At 60.0% G+C, this 19,345-nt stretch carries 21 protein-coding genes and 1 tRNA gene; 11 read left to right on the top strand and 11 right to left on the bottom strand.

All coding sequences use genetic code 11. The features are described from left to right. The first annotated feature begins 21 nt into the window (after positions 1-21). Entirely contained in the window at positions 22-1,278 is a 1,257-nt protein-coding gene (gene icd / locus FFS12_RS12705) for an NADP-dependent isocitrate dehydrogenase (protein ID WP_137887156.1), read from the top strand. Between the two features lie 72 nt (positions 1,279-1,350). On the opposite strand, the gene cspD is transcribed toward icd, so the two are convergent. Continuing rightward, entirely contained in the window at positions 1,351-1,614 is a 264-nt protein-coding gene (gene cspD, locus FFS12_RS12710) for a cold shock domain-containing protein CspD (RefSeq protein WP_137887157.1), read from the bottom strand. Between the two features lie 230 nt (positions 1,615-1,844). On the opposite strand from cspD, the gene clpS reads away from it, so the two are divergent. Both clpS and clpA read left to right on the top strand, forming a co-directional pair. After that, entirely contained in the window at positions 1,845-2,207 is a 363-nt protein-coding gene (gene clpS, locus FFS12_RS12715; protein WP_119952144.1) for an ATP-dependent Clp protease adapter ClpS, read from the top strand. Between the two features lie 29 nt (positions 2,208-2,236). Continuing rightward, complete coding sequence (gene clpA / locus FFS12_RS12720; protein WP_137887158.1) at positions 2,237-4,507, top strand: ATP-dependent Clp protease ATP-binding subunit ClpA; 2,271 nt, start codon at positions 2,237-2,239, stop codon at positions 4,505-4,507. Between the two features lie 61 nt (positions 4,508-4,568). On the opposite strand, the gene infA is transcribed toward clpA, so the two are convergent. The 4 genes from infA to trxB form a co-directional block, all read right to left on the bottom strand. Then, positions 4,569-4,787 (bottom strand): translation initiation factor IF-1, encoded by a 219-nt coding sequence (gene infA, locus FFS12_RS12725; RefSeq protein ID WP_002553999.1) that lies wholly within the window; start codon positions 4,785-4,787, stop codon positions 4,569-4,571. 113 nt (positions 4,788-4,900) lie between these two features. Further along, on the bottom strand, positions 4,901-5,608 hold the full coding sequence (locus tag FFS12_RS12730) for an arginyltransferase (protein WP_137887159.1): 708 nt from the start codon (positions 5,606-5,608) through the stop codon (positions 4,901-4,903). Positions 5,609-5,662: 54 nt separating this feature from the next. Further along, positions 5,663-6,343, bottom strand: coding sequence for a leucyl/phenylalanyl-tRNA--protein transferase (gene aat, locus FFS12_RS12735; RefSeq protein WP_137887160.1), 681 nt, complete (start codon positions 6,341-6,343; stop codon positions 5,663-5,665). A 59-nt stretch (positions 6,344-6,402) separates the two neighbouring features. Further along, the gene (gene trxB / locus FFS12_RS12740; protein WP_137887161.1) at positions 6,403-7,356 is read right to left on the bottom strand and encodes a thioredoxin-disulfide reductase; all 954 of its coding nucleotides are present in this window, start codon (positions 7,354-7,356) and stop codon (positions 6,403-6,405) included. Between the two features lie 180 nt (positions 7,357-7,536). Between trxB and ftsK the strand changes: the two genes are divergently transcribed. The 6 genes from ftsK to cysG are packed head-to-tail and all read left to right on the top strand — an operon-like array spanning position 7,537 to position 15,048. Beyond that, positions 7,537-9,984, top strand: coding sequence for a DNA translocase FtsK (gene ftsK, locus FFS12_RS12745; RefSeq protein WP_171011872.1), 2,448 nt, complete (start codon positions 7,537-7,539; stop codon positions 9,982-9,984). Between the two features lie 30 nt (positions 9,985-10,014). After that, positions 10,015-10,641, top strand: a complete 627-nt coding sequence (gene lolA / locus FFS12_RS12750; protein ID WP_137887163.1) for an outer membrane lipoprotein chaperone LolA — start codon at positions 10,015-10,017, stop codon at positions 10,639-10,641. A gap of 19 nt (positions 10,642-10,660) precedes the next feature. Then, the gene (locus FFS12_RS12755) at positions 10,661-11,986 is read left to right on the top strand and encodes a replication-associated recombination protein A (RefSeq protein ID WP_137887164.1); all 1,326 of its coding nucleotides are present in this window, start codon (positions 10,661-10,663) and stop codon (positions 11,984-11,986) included. Then, complete coding sequence (gene crcB / locus FFS12_RS12760) at positions 11,983-12,357, top strand: fluoride efflux transporter CrcB (protein WP_137887165.1); 375 nt, start codon at positions 11,983-11,985, stop codon at positions 12,355-12,357. The genes FFS12_RS12755 and crcB overlap by 4 nt, the downstream gene beginning before the upstream one ends. Positions 12,358-12,372: 15 nt before the next feature. Continuing rightward, positions 12,373-13,653, top strand: a complete 1,281-nt coding sequence (gene serS, locus FFS12_RS12765) for a serine--tRNA ligase (RefSeq protein ID WP_137887166.1) — start codon at positions 12,373-12,375, stop codon at positions 13,651-13,653. Then, a complete protein-coding gene (cysG, locus tag FFS12_RS12770) occupies positions 13,654-15,048 on the top strand; it encodes a siroheme synthase CysG (protein ID WP_137887167.1) in 1,395 nt (464 codons plus the stop codon). It begins immediately after the preceding gene. A gap of 106 nt (positions 15,049-15,154) precedes the next feature. Here the strand turns inward: cysG and FFS12_RS12775 are convergent, their stop codons facing one another. The 6 genes from FFS12_RS12775 to FFS12_RS12800 all read right to left on the bottom strand — a co-directional run bounded on the left by FFS12_RS12775 (position 15,155) and on the right by FFS12_RS12800 (position 18,316). Continuing rightward, positions 15,155-16,153, bottom strand: coding sequence for a glycosyl transferase family protein (locus FFS12_RS12775; RefSeq protein WP_137887168.1), 999 nt, complete (start codon positions 16,151-16,153; stop codon positions 15,155-15,157). After that, on the bottom strand, positions 16,150-16,485 hold the full coding sequence (locus FFS12_RS12780) for a TusE/DsrC/DsvC family sulfur relay protein (RefSeq protein ID WP_137887169.1): 336 nt from the start codon (positions 16,483-16,485) through the stop codon (positions 16,150-16,152). Before FFS12_RS12780 ends, FFS12_RS12775 begins: the two co-directional genes overlap by 4 nt. Beyond that, a complete protein-coding gene (tusB, locus tag FFS12_RS12785; protein ID WP_137887170.1) occupies positions 16,482-16,781 on the bottom strand; it encodes a sulfurtransferase complex subunit TusB in 300 nt (99 codons plus the stop codon). Before tusB ends, FFS12_RS12780 begins: the two co-directional genes overlap by 4 nt. Next, the gene (gene tusC, locus FFS12_RS12790; protein WP_137887171.1) at positions 16,781-17,140 is read right to left on the bottom strand and encodes a sulfurtransferase complex subunit TusC; all 360 of its coding nucleotides are present in this window, start codon (positions 17,138-17,140) and stop codon (positions 16,781-16,783) included. The genes tusB and tusC overlap by 1 nt, the downstream gene beginning before the upstream one ends. Position 17,141: 1 nt before the next feature. Beyond that, positions 17,142-17,534: a sulfurtransferase complex subunit TusD gene (tusD, locus tag FFS12_RS12795; protein WP_137887172.1), complete on the bottom strand. Its 393-nt coding sequence runs from the start codon at positions 17,532-17,534 to the stop codon at positions 17,142-17,144. 113 nt (positions 17,535-17,647) lie between these two features. After that, complete coding sequence (locus tag FFS12_RS12800; RefSeq protein ID WP_137887173.1) at positions 17,648-18,316, bottom strand: Bax inhibitor-1/YccA family protein; 669 nt, start codon at positions 18,314-18,316, stop codon at positions 17,648-17,650. 133 nt (positions 18,317-18,449) lie between these two features. On the opposite strand from FFS12_RS12800, the gene FFS12_RS12805 reads away from it, so the two are divergent. After that, positions 18,450-18,537 (top strand) — tRNA-Ser (locus tag FFS12_RS12805). Between the two features lie 163 nt (positions 18,538-18,700). Next, positions 18,701-19,345, top strand: coding sequence for a UvrY/SirA/GacA family response regulator transcription factor (gene uvrY / locus FFS12_RS12810; RefSeq protein ID WP_119955230.1), 645 nt, complete (start codon positions 18,701-18,703; stop codon positions 19,343-19,345).

Here is a 19,345-nt window from a genome sequence, read left to right on the forward strand (position 1 = left end):
ACGAAAACAACGGAGTCCAGCATGGGATACCAAAAGATCCAGGTGCCAGCAACCGGTGACAAAATCACCGTTAATGCCGATATGTCCCTGAATGTGCCGAACAATCCGATCATCCCTTACATCGAGGGTGACGGCATTGGCGTAGATATCAGCCCAGTCATGATCAAGGTGGTAGATGCTGCAGTGAGCAAGGCTTACGGCGGCACGCGCAAGATCTCCTGGATGGAAGTCTATGCCGGTGAGAAGGCTACCCAGGTTTACGATCAAGACACTTGGTTGCCAAAGGAAACTCTGGAGGCCGTGCGCGATTACGTGGTGTCCATCAAGGGTCCGCTGACCACGCCTGTTGGCGGTGGTATTCGTTCGCTGAACGTGGCGCTGCGTCAAGAGCTCGACCTGTACGTCTGCCTGCGCCCGGTGCGTTGGTTCACCGGTGTGCCCAGCCCGGTTAAGAAGCCGCAAGATGTCGACATGACCATCTTCCGCGAGAACTCCGAAGATATTTACGCCGGCATCGAGTGGAAAGCCGGTTCGCCGGAAGCGGAAAAGGTCATCAAGTTCCTCAAAGAGGAAATGGGCGTCAAGAAAATCCGCTTCGATACCGATTGCGGCATCGGCATCAAGCCGGTGTCCAAGCAAGGTACCCAGCGTCTGGTCCGCAAGGCACTGCAGTATGTGGTCGACAACAATCGTGACTCGCTGACCATTGTGCACAAAGGCAACATCATGAAGTTCACCGAAGGTGCCTTCAAGGATTGGGGCTACGAAATCGCCAAGAACGAATTTGGCGCGGAGTTGCTGGACGGCGGCCCTTGGATGCAATTCAAGAACCCGAACACTGGCAAGAACATCGTGGTTAAGGACGCCATCGCTGACGCCATGCTGCAGCAGATCCTGCTGCGTCCGGCTGAATACGATGTGATCGCGACCCTGAACCTGAACGGTGACTACCTTTCCGACGCCCTGGCGGCCGAAGTGGGCGGCATCGGTATCGCGCCGGGTGCCAACCTGTCTGACACTATTGCCATGTTCGAGGCGACTCACGGTACTGCGCCGAAGTATGCCGGCCAGGATAAGGTCAACCCGGGTTCGCTGATCCTCTCTGCCGAGATGATGCTGCGTCACATGGGCTGGGTCGAAGCTGCTGACTTACTGATCAAGGGCACTGAAGGTGCTATCGCCGCGAAGACCGTGACTTACGACTTCGAGCGCTTGATGGAAGGCGCCAAGCTGCAGTCTTGCTCGCAGTTCGGCGATGCCATGATCGCTCACATGTGAGCTGATTAGCGGCAACAAAAAAAGGCCGGTCATTTGACCGGCCTTTTTTATGCTTTTGAACTCTACCTGAGGTCAGGCTTCAGTCGTGGCGCCTTGTGACTGGCTGACAGTGGCGGGTGTTTCAGTCGATAGCGCGATCGAGCTGATATTGACGGCGTGCAGCCCCTTGGGGCCCTGAATAATATCGAAGCTTACCGGTTGGCCAGCTTTAAGCGTCTTATAGCCGTCCATCTGGATAGCCGAGTAGTGGGCGAACAGGTCCTCATCTCGGCCGTCAGCCAGGATAAATCCATAACCTTTGGCGTTGTTGAACCACTTGACCTTACCGCTAAGCATGCTGATATCCCTCTGCAAAGAACCCCATCACTGGGGTATCATCCATTTCGACTCCGCGCGCGAATCAACCGATTTTGGCGAGGGCGCGGAACCCCTTATACCCGGAAATGGGTATTCTCTGTTTGTAACACCGTTTTGCTGATAGTCAAGGCAATGCTGTGACCGCCTGAGAAGTCGGTCAAAATCTGTCTAGCATCCCAGTCATTCAACTACGAACCTTTCATTCCAGCATGCGTGTAAGTAGCCAGATTCGACTAACATTCAATCAGGATCATCCCGCATCACACGAGGATGATTCCACCGGTTTGGCTGTGCAGGAAGCCAAGCCGGCGCTGCAGGCGCCGCCTATGTATAAGGTGGTTTTATTTAACGATGACTACACGCCAATGGATTTCGTGGTCGAAGTGCTCGAGGTGTTTTTCAACCTGAATCGGGAACTGGCGACCAAGATCATGCTGACCGTCCACACAGAGGGGCGGGCAGTATGTGGAGTGTTTACCCGCGATATCGCCGAGACCAAGGCTATGCAGGTCAACCAATACGCGAGAGAAAGCCAGCATCCACTACTCTGTGAGATCGAGAAGGACGGTTAATTCCGACTGCTTGGGTATGAGGTGAAGCTATGTTAAATCGAGAGCTCGAAGTCACCCTCAATCTGGCCTTCAAGGAGGCCCGCACCAAGCGCCATGAGTTCATGACGGTTGAGCACCTTCTGTTGGCGCTATTGGACAACGAAGCCGCTGCCAGTGTCCTGCGCGCTTGCGGCGCCAACCTAGATAAGCTGCGGCATGATCTGCAGGAATTCATCGACTCCACCACGCCGTTGATTCCTCAGCACGATGAGGAGCGTGAAACTCAGCCAACACTGGGCTTCCAGCGTGTACTGCAGCGCGCGGTTTTCCATGTGCAGAGTTCAGGCAAGCGCGAAGTAACCGGCGCCAATGTGCTGGTGGCGATCTTTAGCGAGCAGGAGAGTCAGGCCGTATTCCTGCTTAAACAGCAAACTGTTGCCCGTATCGATGTGGTCAACTTCATCGCTCACGGTATCTCCAAAGTTCCAGGGCATGCCGATCATTCGGAAAGTGATCAGGAAATGCAGGATGACGAGGGTGGCGAGTCTTCCTCCTCAAGCAATCCGCTGGATGCCTATGCCAGCAACCTGAATGAGTTGGCGCGCCTGGGTCGTATCGACCCTCTGGTTGGGCGTGAGCTGGAAGTTGAGCGCGTCGCGCAGATCCTCGCGCGGCGGCGTAAGAATAATCCGCTGTTGGTGGGCGAGGCGGGTGTCGGCAAGACGGCCATCGCCGAAGGTCTGGCTAAGCGTATCGTCGACAGCCAGGTGCCGGATCTACTGGCGGATAGCGTGGTGTATTCCCTTGATCTCGGCGCTTTATTGGCTGGCACCAAGTATCGCGGTGACTTCGAGAAGCGTTTCAAGGCCTTGCTCAACGAATTGCGCAAGCGCCCGCATGCGATTCTGTTCATCGATGAAATTCACACCATCATCGGTGCTGGCGCGGCATCCGGTGGCGTGATGGATGCGTCCAATCTGCTCAAACCGATGTTGTCTTCCGGGGAAATCCGTTGCATCGGCTCGACTACGTTCCAAGAGTTTCGCGGGATCTTCGAGAAGGATCGAGCGCTGGCGCGGCGGTTCCAGAAAGTGGATGTGACCGAGCCTTCGGTGGAAGACACCATTGGCATTCTGCGCGGTCTCAAGGCGCGCTTTGAGCAGCATCACAGCATCGAGTACAGCGATGAGTCGCTGCGAGCTGCGGCTGAACTGGCATCGCGCTATATCAACGATCGCCATATGCCGGACAAGGCTATCGATGTGATCGATGAGGCGGGCGCCTACCAGCGTCTGCAGCCGTTAGAGAGGCGCGTTAAACGCATCGAAGTGGCGCATGTGGAGGATATCGTCGCGAAAATCGCCCGTATTCCACCTAAGCATGTCACCAGCTCGGATAAGGAGTTGCTGCGTAATCTGGAGCGCGACCTCAAGCTGACGGTGTTCGGCCAGGATGCTGCGATCGACTCGCTGTCCACGGCGATCAAGTTGTCCCGCGCGGGGTTGAAGTCACCGGATAAACCGGTGGGTTCGTTCCTCTTCGCCGGTCCTACTGGCGTCGGTAAGACTGAAGCTGCGCGGCAGTTGGCCAAGGCGATGGGGATCGAGTTGGTGCGTTTCGACATGTCCGAGTACATGGAGCGCCATACGGTTTCGCGTCTGATCGGCGCGCCGCCGGGCTATGTCGGTTTCGATCAGGGCGGTTTGCTGACCGAGGCCATCACCAAGATGCCGCATTGCGTGCTGCTCCTGGATGAAATCGAGAAGGCACATCCGGAGGTCTTTAACTTGCTGTTGCAGGTGATGGATCACGGCACCCTGACCGACAACAATGGGCGCAAGGCGGATTTCCGCAACGTCATCGTGATCATGACCACCAATGCTGGCGCGGAAACCGCGGCGCGAGCCTCTATCGGCTTCACCCATCAAGATCACTCCACGGATGCGATGGAGGTGATCAAGAAGAGTTTTTCGCCGGAGTTCCGTAATCGGCTGGACACCATTATCCAGTTTGGTCGCCTGAGCCACGAAGTGATCAAGAGTGTGGTGGACAAGTTCCTCACCGAGTTGCAGGCGCAACTGGAGGATAAGCATGTCACGCTTGAGGTCAGTGATGCGGCGCGTAGTTGGCTGGCGGCTGGCGGCTATGATGCGCAGATGGGCGCTCGACCAATGGCTCGCCTGATTCAGGACAAGATCAAGCGCCCGCTAGCCGAGGAAATTCTTTTCGGCGAATTGGCTGAGCATGGCGGTGTCGTGCATATCGATGTGAAGGATGGCGAGCTGACTTTTGACTTCGAGACCACGGCTGAACTGGCGTAGTCATCAGCTAGCGAGAAATGAAAACGCCCGGCAATTGCCGGGCGTTTTCATTGGGACTGGCTTAGCGCGCGCGGTAAGTAATGCGGCCCTTGCTCAAGTCGTAGGGCGTCAATTCAACACGTACTTTGTCGCCGGTCAGGATGCGGATGTAGTTCTTGCGCATCTTGCCGGAAATGTGCGCGGTTACGACGTGCCCATTTTCCAACTCCACACGGAACATGGTGTTGGGCAGGGTGTCGACGACAGTGCCTTCCATTTCGAAGCTGTCTTCTTTCGACATGCAGTAAAGCCCTCGGTATCCAATGAATGGCCCGGTGCAACTGGCGCCAGGCAAAAGCGGCGTGCATTGTGCCCGAAAATAGGCCCGCCCGCCAAGGTAATTAGGCTCAGAGCCTAGGAGAGGGTTATCCAGCGCTGATTGACGAACAGCTCGATGGGGCGGTATTGGGTCTTGTAGTTCATCTTCCGGCAGTTCTTGATCCAATAGCCGAGATAGACCGCCTGCAAGCCTAGGCGGACGGTTTCGCCAATCTGCCAGAGGATGGCATAACGGCCCAGGCTACGGCGCTCCTCGTCGGGGTCGTAGAAGGTGTACACCGCGGAAAGGCCATTGGGCAGTACGTCGGTTACGGCGACCGCGAGTAGGCGACCGGACAGCCGGAACTCGTAAAAACGGGAAAAAGGCAGGTCGCGCACCAAGAAGGTGGCGAATTGATCGCGATTGGGTGGATACATGTCGCCATCGGCGTGGCGCTGCTCGATATAGCGCGCGTAGAGCGCGTAATACTCTTCATTGAAGGCTGGGCGCACGGCACGAACCTGAAGCTCTTCGTTGCGTTTGAGGATTCGTCGCTGCTGGCGGTTGGGGGTGAATTGCGCCGCAGGAATGCGCGCCGGCACACAGGCTGTGCAGCGTTGGCAATGTGGGCGGTAGAGGTGATCGCCGCTGCGGCGAAAACCCATTTCCGAAAGCTCAGCGTAGACCTCCACGTCCATTGGCTGGCTGGGGTCAAGAAACAGCGTTGTGGCCTGTTCCTCGGGCAGATAGCTGCAGGGGTGTGGCAGAGTGGCGTAAAACTTGAGGCGAGCCAACTCGGTCATGGTGAACCCTCAAGGGAACCTTAGAGTAAGTGTATGCCAGGCTGCCGGACTCGCCTAGGCAAGCCAGTCCGCGGTATTCGCTTGATTCAGGTGGCGGGCCAAGTAGTCAGCGAACTCCACGCGAGGAATGGCGCGGGCGCCAAAGCTCTGTAGGTGCTGAGTGGGCATTTGGCAGTCGATCAGCACAAATCCCCAGTCCCTCAGGTGCTCGATCAGCGTGGCAAAGCCAACCTTCGAGGCGTTATCGGCTCGACTGAACATGGATTCGCCGAAGAACAGTTGGCCCATCGCCAACCCATAAAGCCCGCCGACCAGTTCCCCATCGAGCCTGACTTCGACCGAGTGGGCAATGCCGCGCCGATGCAATTCCAGATACGCCGCTTGCATGCTGGAGGTGATCCAGGTGCCGTCGGCATGGGTGCGCGGAGCTGCGCAGGCGTGGATCACGGCAGCGAAATCCCGATCGAAGGTTACCTGATAGCGGGCTTGGCGCAGGGTCTTGTTCAGGCTGCGTGAAATGTGGAGTTCGCTCGGAAATAGCACGGTGCGTGGATCCGGTGACCACCAGAGAATCGGCTGCCCTTCCTGATACCAGGGAAAGCAGCCGTGACGGTAGGCCTGCACCAGGCGGTCGGCGCTCAGGTCGCCGCCGGCCGCAAGCAGCCCGTTGGGCTCGCGTAGGGCTTTGTCGAGAGAGGGAAAGTCCAGGGTGTTGCGCTGGAGCCAGGTCAGCATGGTGGGCTATGGCCGAGAGGGTGGGGCGGAGGTGGGCGCTGGGCGCCCACCTGAAGGGCTCAGTTGCCGATGTCGAGGAATTTTTCGACATCCAGTGCGGCCATGCAGCCCGCGCCTGCCGAGGTGATGGCCTGGCGGTAGACGTGGTCGGCGACGTCCCCGGCGGCGAAGACACCTTCGATGCTGGTAGCCGTGGCATTGCCTTCGCTGCCGCCCTTGATCAGCAGGTAGCCGTTATGCATCTCCAGTTGGCCCTGGAACAGATCGGTGTTGGGTTTGTGGCCGATGGCGATAAACACGCCGGTCAGCGCTAGCTCTGTGGTCTCGTCGGTGTTGCTGTCTCGCAAGCGGGCACCGGTTACGCCGCTGGCGTCGCCCAGTATTTCATCCAGGTTTTGGTTCCAGTGCAGGCGGATATTGCCGTTGGCGGCTTTCTCGAACAGCTTATCCTGCAGTATTTTCTCGGAGCGCAGCTTGTCGCGACGATGCACCAGGTGCACTTCCTTGGCGATATTGGCCAGGTACAGCGCCTCTTCCACGGCGGTGTTGCCGCCGCCGACTACCGCCACCACTTGGTTGCGATAGAAGAAGCCGTCACAGGTGGCGCAGGCGGAAACGCCCTTGCCGGCAAAGGCTTCTTCCGACGGCAGGCCGAGGTACTGGGCGGAGGCGCCGGTGGCGATAATCAGTGCGTCGCAGCTGTAGGTGCCGCTGTCGCCCTTGAGGATGAAGGGGCGCTGCTGCAACTCGGCGGTGTGGATGTGGTCGTAGACGATCTCGGTATCGAAGCGCTCGGCATGCTTCTGCATACGCTCCATCAGCACCGGGCCGGTCAGGCCTTCGATGTCACCTGGCCAGTTGTCCACCTCGATGGTGGTGGTGAGCTGGCCGCCGGGCTGGATGCCGGTGATCATCAGGGGCTTGAGGTTGGCGCGGGCGGCGTATACGGCAGCGCTGTAGCCGGCGGGGCCGGAGCCCAGGATGATCAGGCGTGAATGCTTGACTTCGCTCATATAAACACCTCATAAGCCTTTGTCACAAAAGAGAATGCGTGCTCAAATTGAGCCGCACGGAAAGTGCTGTTGGCTATGCTACACCGAAGCGGGAGAGGCCGGCAAAACGCGCCATAAGCCTGCCGCGCGGCGTGGCATCAGGCGGGCAAACCCGTACAATAGGCCAAATTTTCGCCGTCAATCGATTGTTGGGCGCGCCGTAGGCGCAGGAAAAGACGCGTTTTGAAGAATTCCACCACCACCGCTCAAGCAGCAGTTTGGCGTCAGCAACTGCACTACCGGCTCAAGGAAGGTGCGCTGATCGCGCTGGGTGCACTCTGCCTTTATCTTTGGATGGCGCTGCTGACCTACGATCAGAATGACCCGGGCTGGACCCATACCAGCAATGTCGTGCAGGTTCAGAACGCCGCTGGCCGCGCCGGTGCATGGTTTGCCGATATCCTGTTCATGGCCCTCGGTTATTTCGCCTATCTGTTTCCACTGCTGTTGGCGGTGAAGACCTTCCAGGTCTTCCGCAGCCGTCACCAGCCCTGGCAGTGGAGTGGCTGGTTGTTTTCCTGGCGGCTGATTGGTCTGGTGTTCCTGGTGTTGTCCGGTGCGGCCTTGGCCTATATCCACTTTCATTCGGGCCCCAGCATGCCTGCTTCCGCTGGCGGTGCCTTGGGTGAGAGCCTGGGGCAGTTGGCTGTTTCGGCGCTGAATGTGCAGGGCAGCACCTTGCTGTTTATCGCCTTGTTTCTGTTTGGCCTGACGGTGTTTAGCGACCTGTCCTGGTTCAAGGTCATGGATCTGACCGGCAAGATCACCCTCGATCTGTTCGAGCTGATCCAAAACGCCACCAACAACTGGTGGAGTGCGCGGGTCGAGCGTAAGCAGTTGGTTGCCCAGTTGCGCGAAGTCGATGCTCGCGTCAGCGAAGTGGCCGCACCGATGGTGCATGACCGGCGTGAACAGGCGAAGGTCAAAGAGCGTCTGATCGAGCGCGAAGAAGCTCTGAGCAAACATATGAGCGAGCGCGAGAAGCGCCCGGCACCGGTGATTACCCCGCCTGCGGTGCCTAAAGCCGCTGAGCCGAGCAAGCGCGTGCAGAAAGAGAAGCAAGCGCCGCTGTTCGTCGATAGCGCGGTCGAGGGCACCTTGCCACCGATTTCCATCCTCGATGCGGCCGAGAAGAAGCAGAAGAAGTATTCCCCTGAGTCCCTGGAGGCCATGTCGCGCCTGCTGGAGATCAAGCTCAAAGAGTTCGGCGTCGAGGTTATCGTCGAGTCCGTGCATCCGGGCCCGGTGATTACCCGTTTCGAAATCCAGCCGGCTGCCGGGATCAAAGTCAGCCGCATCTCTGGTTTGGCCAAGGATCTGGCGCGCTCGCTGGCGGTGATCAGCGTGCGGGTGGTGGAAGTTATCCCAGGTAAAACCACTGTGGGTATCGAGATACCTAACGAAGACCGCCAGATCGTGCGTTTCTCGGAGGTGCTGTCCTCCCCCGAGTACGACGAAGCCAAATCGCCGGTGACCCTGGCGCTGGGGCATGACATCGGCGGCCGCCCGGTGATTACCGACCTGGCGCGGATGCCACACCTGCTGGTCGCCGGTACCACCGGTTCCGGTAAGTCGGTGGGCGTGAATGCCATGATCCTGTCGATTCTGTTCAAGTCCGGGCCAGAAGATGCCCGGCTGATCATGATCGACCCAAAAATGCTTGAGCTGTCGATCTACGAAGGCATTCCGCACTTGCTCTGCCCAGTCGTGACCGACATGAAAGAGGCTGCCAACGCCCTGCGCTGGAGCGTTGCCGAGATGGAGCGGCGCTATAAGCTGATGTCGAAAATGGGGGTGCGCAACCTTGCCGGCTTCAACCGCAAGGTGAAGGATGCAGAAGAGGCGGGTGAGCCGCTGGTCGATCCGCTGTATAAGCGCGAAAGCATCCACGACGAAGCGCCACTGCTGAAGACCCTGCCAACCATAGTGGTGGTGGTCGACGAATTCGCCGACATGATGATGATCGTCGGCAAGAAGGTCGAAGAGCTGATCGCGCGTATCGCCCAGAAGGCACGGGCCGCGGGTATTCACCTGATTCTCGCCACTCAGCGGCCGTCGGTGGATGTGATCACCGGCCTGATCAAAGCCAACATCCCGACGCGCATGGCGTTCCAGGTCTCCAGCAAGATCGATTCGCGGACCATTCTCGACCAGGGCGGGGCGGAACAGCTGCTCGGCCACGGTGACATGCTCTATCTGCCGCCGGGCACCGGTCTGCCGATTCGCGTGCACGGCGCCTTCGTTTCCGACGAAGAGGTTCATCGGGTGGTTGAGGCCTGGAAACTGCGCGGCGCGCCCGATTACATCGAGGACATTCTCGCCGGCGTGGAAGAGGCTGGCAGCGGCTTCGACGGCGGCAGTGGCGAAGGTGGCAGCGAAGGCAGTGAGGATGATCCGCTGTATGACGAAGCCGTGCGCTTCGTGACCGAGAGCCGTCGAGCTTCGATCTCCGCCGTACAGCGCAAGCTGAAAATTGGCTACAACCGCGCCGCGCGAATGGTCGAAGCCATGGAGATGGCCGGCGTAGTGACATCTATGAACACCAACGGCTCCCGTGAAGTGATTGCTCCGGGCCCGACTCGCGATTAACGCCTACCCATGGATTCAATGAGGATTTACATGCGCCTGATCCGCATGCTGTTGCTGGCAGCCATGGCTTTTGCCGTCATCCCAGCCCAGGCCGACGACGAGGCCGCCGTTCAGCGCCTGACCCAACTGCTCAGCCAGGCGCAGACCATCACTGCGCGTTTCTCCCAGCTGACCCTGGACGGTACCGGCACGCAGCTGCAGGAAACGGCTGGTGAACTGGCCTTGAAGCGTCCGGGCTTGTTCCGTTGGCACACCGACGCTCCGCAAGAGCAGTTGCTGGTGTCCAATGGTCAGAAGGTCTGGTTGTATGACCCGGATCTGCAACAAGTGACGATTCAGAAGCTCGACCAGCGCTTGACTCACACGCCGGCCTTGCTGCTTTCCGGGGATGTTTCGCAGATTCGCCAGAACTTCGACATCAGCTTCAAAGAAGCCGGCGATGTGGTGGACTTCACCCTCAAGCCGAAAGCCAAGGACACGCTGTTCGATAACCTGCGTCTGTCCTTCCGCAAGGGCGTGATCAACGACATGCAGTTGATCGACAGTGTCGGCCAGCGCACTAATATTCTGTTCCTCGGGGTGAAGATGAACGTGGCGCTGGACGCCGGCCAGTTCACTTTCGATATCCCGGCCGGCGCTGATGTGATTCAAGAGTAAGAGGTGCCGACCGCAGCCCATGGACCTGTTCCGTAATACCCCCGTCGCTCAACCCCTGGCCGCCCGCCTGCGTGCAGCCAGCTTGGACGAGTACGTCGGTCAGGAACACCTGCTGGCCCGTGGCAAGCCGCTGCGCGAGGCGCTGGAGCAGGGTGCGCTGCACTCGATGATCTTCTGGGGCCCGCCGGGTGTCGGCAAAACCACCCTGGCGCGGTTGCTGGCGCAGGTTTCCGATGCGCATTTCGAAACGCTCTCGGCGGTGCTGTCCGGGGTGAAGGAAATCCGTCAGGCAGTGGAGATCGCCCAGCAGCATGCCGCGCAGTACGGCCGGCGAACCATTCTCTTCGTCGATGAAGTGCATCGCTTCAACAAGTCGCAGCAGGATGCCTTTCTCCCCTACGTGGAAGACGGCACGCTGATCTTCATCGGCGCGACCACCGAGAACCCCTCGTTCGAGCTGAACAACGCGCTGCTTTCCCGCGCTCGCGTCTATGTGCTGAAAAGCCTGGATGAACAGGCGCTGCGCAAACTGGTAGCGCGCGCCCTGAACGAGCCGAAAGGCTTGGGCGATCGCCGCTTGAGCTTGCCGGAAGACAGCTTCAAGATTCTCCTGGCGGCCGCCGATGGCGATGGTCGACGGTTGCTGAACTTCCTCGAGAACGCCGCCGATCTGGCCGAAGACGACAGCGAGATCAGCGTCGAGCTGTTGCAGAACCTGCTGGGTGACAGCCGTCGTCGTTTCGATAAGGGCGGCGAAGCCTTCTATGACCAGATTTCCGCACTGCATAAGTCGGTCCGCGGCTCCAGCCCGGACGGCGCCTTGTATTGGTTCGCGCGCATGCTCGACGGTGGCTGCGACCCGCTGTATATCGCCCGTCGGGTGGTGCGTATGGCCAGTGAAGATATTGGCAACGCCGACCCGCGGGCGCTGAGCCTGTGCCTGTCCGCCTGGGATGTGCAGGAGCGCTTGGGCAGCCCGGAAGGCGAGCTGGCGGTGGCGCAAGCCATCGTGTATCTGGCCTGCGCGCCGAAGAGCAACGCGGTCTACAACGCCTTCAACGCCGCGCTGCGGGATGCCGCTGAGCATGGTTCGCTGGAAGTACCGCTGCATCTGCGCAATGCCCCGACCAAATTGATGAAAGAACTGGGTTATGGCGACGAATACCGCTATGCCCACGATGAACCGGAGGCCTACGCCGCTGGCGAAGATTACTTTCCGGACAGCCTTGAACCGCGCAGTTACTACCAGCCGGTGCCACGCGGCCTGGAGCTGAAGATCCGTGACAAGCTGAATCATCTCGCGGCGCAGGATCGCGCCAGTCCGCGGCAACGGAGAAAGCCATGATCCGAGTGATTCTTGCGGTCGCCGTAGGCGGTACAGCGGGCACCTTATTGCGCTTTGCCACCGCCAATTGGATCAGCGCCCATTGGCCGCAGCACTTCAACGTCGGCACGCTGCTGGTCAATCTTGTCGGTTGTCTGCTGATCGGCTACCTCTATGGCCTGTTCTTGCTCCGCCCGGATATACCGCTGGAGTTGCGCGCCGGTTTGATCGTCGGCTTTCTCGGTGGGCTGACGACCTTTTCCTCCTTTTCCCTCGACACGCTGCGCTTGCTGGAAAGCGGGCAGTTGCCGCTAGCTCTTGGCTATGTGGCACTCAGCGTGCTCGGCGGCCTGCTCGCCACCTGGGCGGGCTTGTCCCTGACCAAACTCTGATGATGAGAGACGAACATGCTTGATCCCAAACTGATACGTACTGAACTGCAGGCCATCGCCGAGCGTCTGGCTGCCCGCGGTTATGAACTGGATGTGGCGCGTATCGAAGGGCTGGAAGCCCAGCGCAAAAGCGTACAGAGCCGCACCGAGCAACTGCAGGCCGAGCGCAATGCGCGTTCCAAATCCATCGGTCAGGCCAAAGCCCGCGGTGAGGATATCGGTCCGCTGATGGCCGACGTCGATCGCATGGCCAACGAGCTGAGCAGCGGCAAGCAAGAGCTGGATGCGATCCAGGTCGAGCTCGACTCCATTCTGCTGGGCATTCCCAACCTGCCCCACGAGTCGGTGCCAGTCGGCGACGATGAGGAAAGCAACCTCGAGGTACGCAGCTGGGGCACACCGAAGGTTTTCGACTTTGAGATCAAAGACCATGTGGCCCTGGGTGAATTGCACGGCTGGTTGGACTTTGAGCGCGCTGCCAAGCTCTCGGGCGCACGTTTCGCCTTGCTGCGCGGCCCCATTGCCCGTCTGCACCGCGCGCTGTCGCAGTTCATGATCAACCTGCACACCGGCGAGCATGGCTACGAAGAGGCTTACACGCCTTACCTGGTACAGGCGCCAGCGCTGCAGGGCACGGGCCAGCTGCCGAAGTTCGAAGATGACCTGTTCAAGATCAGTCGCGACGGCGAAGCCGACCTCTACCTGATCCCGACGGCCGAGGTTTCGCTGACCAATATCGTCAGCGACGAGATTCTCGACGTTAAGCAGCTACCGCTGAAATTTGTCGCGCATACCCCGTGCTTTCGCAGTGAGGCGGGTGCTTCCGGCCGCGACACCCGCGGCATGATCCGTCAGCACCAGTTCGACAAGGTCGAGATGGTGCAGATCGTTGAACCGAGCAAATCCTATGAAGCGCTGGAAAGCCTGACCGGCAACGCCGAGAAGGTCTTGCAGCTGCTCGAGCTACCGTACCGTGTGCTGGCTCTGTGCACCGGCGACATGGGCTTCAGCGCCAGCAAGACCTATGACCTGGAAGTCTGGGTGCCGAGCCAGGACAAGTATCGCGAGATTTCCTCCTGCTCCAACTGTGGCGACTTCCAGGCCCGGCGCATGCAGGCGCGCTGGCGTAACCCGGAAACCGGCAAACCGGAGCTGGTACACACACTGAACGGCTCGGGTCTGGCGGTTGGCCGGACCTTGGTCGCCGTGCTGGAAAACTACCAGCAAGCCGACGGCTCGATCCGTGTACCGGAAGTGCTCAAGCCCTATATGGGCGGCATCGAGGTAATAGGTTAAATGGATTTTTTGCCGCTGTTTCATAACCTGCGCGGACAGCGCGTATTGGTGGTTGGTGGCGGCGAAATTGCCTTGCGCAAATCGCGCCTGCTAACTGACACCGGTGCTGTTGTGCGCGTGGTGGCGCCGCAGATCGAGGCGCAACTGGTCGATCTGGTCGAGCAGAGCGGTGGTGAGCTGCATGAGCGCGGCTATGTTGCAAGTGATCTGGAGGGCTGCGTGTTGGTTATCGCCGCCACCGATGACGAGCCATTGAATGCCAGGGTGTCGCACGATGCTCGCGGCCGTGGCCTGCCGGTCAATGTGGTCGATGCGCCGGCCCTGTGCAGCGTTATTTTTCCGGCCATTGTCGACCGTTCGCCATTGCTGATGGCGGTCTCCAGTGGTGGCGATGCGCCAGTGCTGGCACGCCTGATTCGCGCCAAGCTGGAAACCTGGATTCCAGCCAGCTATGGCCAGCTGGCAGGGTTGGCCAAGCGTTTCCGTAGCCAGGCCAAAGATCGGTTTCCCAATCTGCAGCAGCGCCGGGTGTTCTGGGAGGACGTGTTCCAGGGCCCAATCGCCGAGCGCATGTTGGCCGGGCAGGGCGCCGAAGCCGAGAAACTGCTGCAAGCCAAACTCAGTGGCGCCGCCCCCACGGGGCTCGGTGAGGTCTATCTGGTTGGTGCCGGCCCTGGCGATCCCGATCTCCTGACCTTCCGCGCCTTGCGTTTGATGCAGCAGGCCGACGTAGTGCTGTACGACCGTTTGGTCGCGCCGGCGATCATCGAGCTGTGCCGACGGGATGCCGAGCGCATCTATGTCGGTAAGCAGCGCGCCGAACATGCCCTGCCGCAAGAGGAGCTCAACCAGCAGTTGGTCGAGCTGGCGCAGCAAGGCAAGCGCGTATTGCGCTTGAAGGGCGGCGATCCCTTTATTTTTGGCCGTGGTGGTGAAGAGATCGAGGAGTTGGCCGCCAACGGCATCCCCTTCCAGGTGGTGCCGGGCATCACCGCCGCCAGCGGTTGCGCGGCCTATGCCGGTATTCCGCTGACCCACCGCGACTATGCCCAGTCAGTGCGCTTTGTCACCGGTCATTTGAAGGATGGCAGTTGCGATCTGCCTTGGGGCGACCTCGTTGCGCCAGGGCAAACCCTGGTGTTCTACATGGGTTTGGTAGGGTTGCCGCTTATCTGCGAGCAGCTGATCAAGCACGGACGCGCCAGCACGACTCCGGCCGCGTTGATTCAGCAGGGCACCACTGCCAAGCAGCGCGTGTTCACCGGTACCTTGGCCAACCTGCCGGAACTGGTGGCGCAGCATGAGGTGCATGCGCCGACGCTGGTGATAGTCGGTGAAGTGGTGACCTTGCGGGACAAGTTGGCCTGGTTCGAAGGTGCTCAAGAACAGGTGTAGTTGAGTGGGGTGGAAAATCCGCATAGCGGTTTTCCACCATGGGGCGTCCAGGCTACCGCGTTAAGAATTCGAACGAATGGCGCAAACTCTACGCCTTCAGGATCGATTAAATCGGTTGATTGCGCGCATCCCAGAACTGCTGAGCTTGCGCGAACGCCTCTTCACGCGGCGTGCCTAGCCCGCGTAGAGCCAGCGCCATTGTGGCTTGCACCGCCAGGCGGCCATAGTCGTCTTCGACTTCGCCCTTCCAGAAGGCGCGCAGATGTTCCGGATCAAGCCTTTCCGGTTTGACGTGGCGCTGCGCCGAAAGCGCCGGCCATTCCTCATCCCAGTTGCTGCCGCCGGTCGTGCCGTACAGGTGCGAGCCGACATCCGGATTGATTTCGATCTCGCCGCCATCACCTTTGATCACGATGCTGTGGTCGCCGAGCAACTGGCAGGCCTCGCGGTGCGCCGCCTGATAGCCCGGATGGAAGATGCTCTGCAGGCCGCAGCGCGCGTTGAGTGGGTTGAGCACGCGGGTTAGGGAGTGGATCGGCGAACGCAGGCCCAGGGTGTTGCGCAGGTCGATCATCCGTTGCAGTTGCGGCATCCAGTCTGCCAGCGGGCTGAACGCGAGGTTCTGCCGCTCGAGCGCCTGGCCGACCGACGGCCAGTCGCGGCAAAGCGGGATGCCCAGCAATTCGAGCAACTGCTCGCTGTACAGCCGTCCGGCAGTGTGCGCGCCGCCGCCATGCATCAGGATGCGCACACCGTTGTTGGCCAGGCACTTGGCGGCCAGCAGGTACCAGGGCAGGTGGCGTTTCTTGCCGGCGTAGGTCGGCCAGTCCAGGTCAACGGCGAGGGCCGGGGCGCCCAGACGCGCGCGCACGGCCTGGGTGAAGCCGGCCAACTCCTCGGGGCTTTCCTCCTTGTAGCGCATCAGCATCAGAAAGGCGCCCAGTTGGGTGTCTTCGACTGTGCCATCGAGCAGCATGCCCATCGCCTCGCGGGCTTCGTCCTGGGTCATGTTACGGGCGCCACGCTTGCCTTTACCGAGGATGCGCACGTAATGGGCGAAAGGGTGCTCGGCTGGGGTGGTCAGAGTCAGAGGCTGCGGATTCATAGGCAATTGGTCGGCTTCGGCAGGCCCGCCAGTTTGGCGGCGAGTTTGGCTGGGGTGCCCTTGAACAGGCGGTTGAGATGCAGGCTGTTGCCTTTTTCCGGTCCGAGTTTCAGCGCCACATACTTGATCAGCGGGCGGGTGGCCGGAGAAAGCTGGAATTCGCCATAGAAAGCCCGCAGCAGTTGCAGGACTTCCCAGTGCTCGGCGCTCAGCGGCAATGCTTCCTGCGCGGCCAGGGCTTCGGCGACAGCCGGCGACCAGTCGCTCAGCTCGAGCAGGTAGCCGTCTTTGTCCAGCGCGATACTGCGCCGATCGACTATCAATGCACTCATAGCCAGCTGTTGACCTTGGCAAAGCGCGTGCAGATGTCGACAAAGCCCGGGTAGTCGAGCGCCTGCAGGCGGGCCGGGCCACTTAGGGCGCGGGCGTGCAGGTCTTCGTCGAGGGCAAACAACGCGATGCTGGCGGGCATCAGTTCCAGCGCTTGCAGGTGGGCGCTGCCGGGCTGCAGGGCGTAGGTCGCATCGCCCGTCAGCAGCAGCGCATCCGCGGGGCCGAGCAGGCGCAGGCAACTGCTCAGGCGGCTGTCGCTGAACGGTGAATGGGAGAGGATATGCAGGGTGGCCATCAGAGGGTGATCACCTGGTCGTAATGGTCGATAAGGGTGGCCAGCGCCGCATCATCCAGGCTTTCCACCGGCAAATTCAGGGCCTGGGTCTCCAGGCCGCGTTCCTGCAGGCTGCGCGCGCAGGCGTAGAGCGACTCGACGCCAAACAGCGGCAGGGCCTGGAGGTTGGCGGTCAGGTCTTTCTGCTGCAATGCGCTGGCCTGCTGGGCCTGGGCAAGCTGGAAAACCCCGTCGTCGAGAAATAGCAGGCCGATAGGCAGGTCGAAGGCGCCGCCGGCCAGGGCGATATCCAGTGCCTCGCGGGCAGCGGGGCCGGACCAGGGCGCCTGGCGGCAGATGATCAGGAGTGATTTGGCCATCTCAAGGGCCTCCGAAACAGACCAGGCGATCGGCCAGCTGCGCCGCCTCATGCAGTTGCCCTAGGCCGGAAAGCTCCCAGGGCTGGGCCAGGTTGGCGCCGCCGCGTTGGTAGCGTTGCGCCTCCTCCTCATTCAGCACGCCACGACGCAAGGCGGCGGCGATGCACACCACGCCATCGAGTCGCTGCTGGCGGACGAAGGTCGCCCATTCAGCTGACAGGTCCAGCTCATCCTGGGGTGTCACCACATTGCCCGCGGCGCTGTACACGCCATCCTGATAGAAAAACAGTCGCACGATTTCATGCCCGCCCGCCAATGCGGCCTGGGCAAAGCGCAAGGCGCGCCGCGAGGAGGGTGCGTGCGGCGGGGAGAAGAGGGCGATGGCAAACTTCATGGCATACCCAGCAAGGGAGATTCAGCCGGAATGATACGGCCTGAACACACAAGTTGCTCGCCGCCGGCATGAAAAAGCCCGCCGAAGCGGGCTTTTCTAACAGCGGGAATCGATCAATCGTCGCTGCCGGCGATGCCCAGCAACTGCAGCAGGCTGACGAACAGGTTGTAGATGGACACGTACAGGCTGATCGTGGCCATGATGTAGTTACGCTCGCCGCCATGAATGATGGCGCTGGTCTGGAACAGGATGCAGACCGAGGAGAACAGCACAAAGCCGGCGCTGATCGCCAGTTGCAGGCCGCTGATCTGGAAGAACATGCTCGCCAGCGTGGCGCCGATCAGCACAAAGAAGCCGGCGGTGATAAAGCCAGCCAGGAAGCTCATGTCCTTACGCGTGGTCAGCACGTAGGCCGACAGACCACAAAACACCAGGGCAGTCATGGCAAACGCCGAGCTGACGACTTCGCCGCCGTTGGGCATATCCAGGTAGCGGTTGAGGATCGGGCCGAGGGTGTAACCCATGAAACCGGTCAGGGCGAATGTCGCCACTAGGCCCCAGGGCGAGTTGCGCAGCTTGGCGGCGAGAAAGAACAGGCCGTAAAAGCCGATCAGCACCACGAAGAAGCTTGGGTAAGGGACACGCATCTGCTGTGCTACATAGGCCACCAGGCCGCTGAAGGCCAGCGTCATGGCCAGCAGGCCATAGGTGTTGCGCAGAACGCGGCTGACTTCCAGCTGCTCGACCTGCGCGTGGCTGACTGCGTAATCTTGTTCGTGCATGGCAACACTCCTGAAGGGACTAAGGGTTCCGTGACCAAGGTCGAAAAGAATCATAACAGAGACCTTGCCACTGCCAATCTCGAGAGTTTGACAGTGTGTTTCGTTCCGGTATTATTGCCGCCCGCACTTTTGCGGAGGTGTGGCCGAGTGGTTTAAGGCAACGGTCTTGAAAACCGTCGACTGTAACAGGTCCGTGAGTTCGAATCCCACCGCCTCCGCCATCTTCTCTTCGTTCAAATCAGCAGCACCACAACCCAAATCCTGGCGCTCGCTATTTGACGGTTATGCGCCAAGCTAGGTCTTGCCGAGGCTTTTTTGCTAAGGTGGCCAGCATCCGATAAGACCGCTGCAATGAGCGGCTTTTGACGCACAACGAGGTGTCGCTTGATTAGGGTGCTAGTGGTCGATGACCACGATTTGGTTCGAACAGGCATCACCCGCATGTTGGCCGATATCGATGGCTTGCAAGTGGTGGGGCAGGCTGACTCGGGTGAAGAGTCGCTGAAAAAAGCCCGCGAGCTAAAGCCGGATGTCGTGCTGATGGACATCAAGATGCCCGGCATCGGCGGGCTCGAAGCCACCCGTAAACTTCTGCGTAGCCACCCCGACCTGAAAGTCGTTGCCGTGACCGCCTGTGAAGATGACCCGTTTCCCACGCGCCTGTTACAGGCCGGTGCGGCCGGTTACCTGACTAAGGGCGCCGCGCTGGAGGAGATGGTTCAAGCCATTCGGATGGTGTTCGCCGGCCAGCGTTATATCAGCCCGCAGATTGCACAACAGCTGGCGCTGAAGTCCTTCCAGCCGCAGACCAATAGCTCGCCCTTCGATTTGCTGTCTGAGCGTGAAATCCAGATTGCCTTGATGATCGCCGGCTGCCAGAAGGTGCAGAGCATCTCCGACAAGCTCTGCCTATCGCCGAAGACGGTAAACACCTACCGCTATCGCATTTTCGAGAAGCTCGCGATTACCAGTGACGTGGAATTGGCCTTGTTGGCCGTGCGTCATGGCATGGTCGATGCTTCCAGCTGA

Origin of the sequence: Pseudomonas sp. 2FE (assembly GCF_005503735.1) — a bacterium.
Taxonomy (GTDB): Bacteria; Pseudomonadota; Gammaproteobacteria; order Pseudomonadales; family Pseudomonadaceae; genus Aquipseudomonas.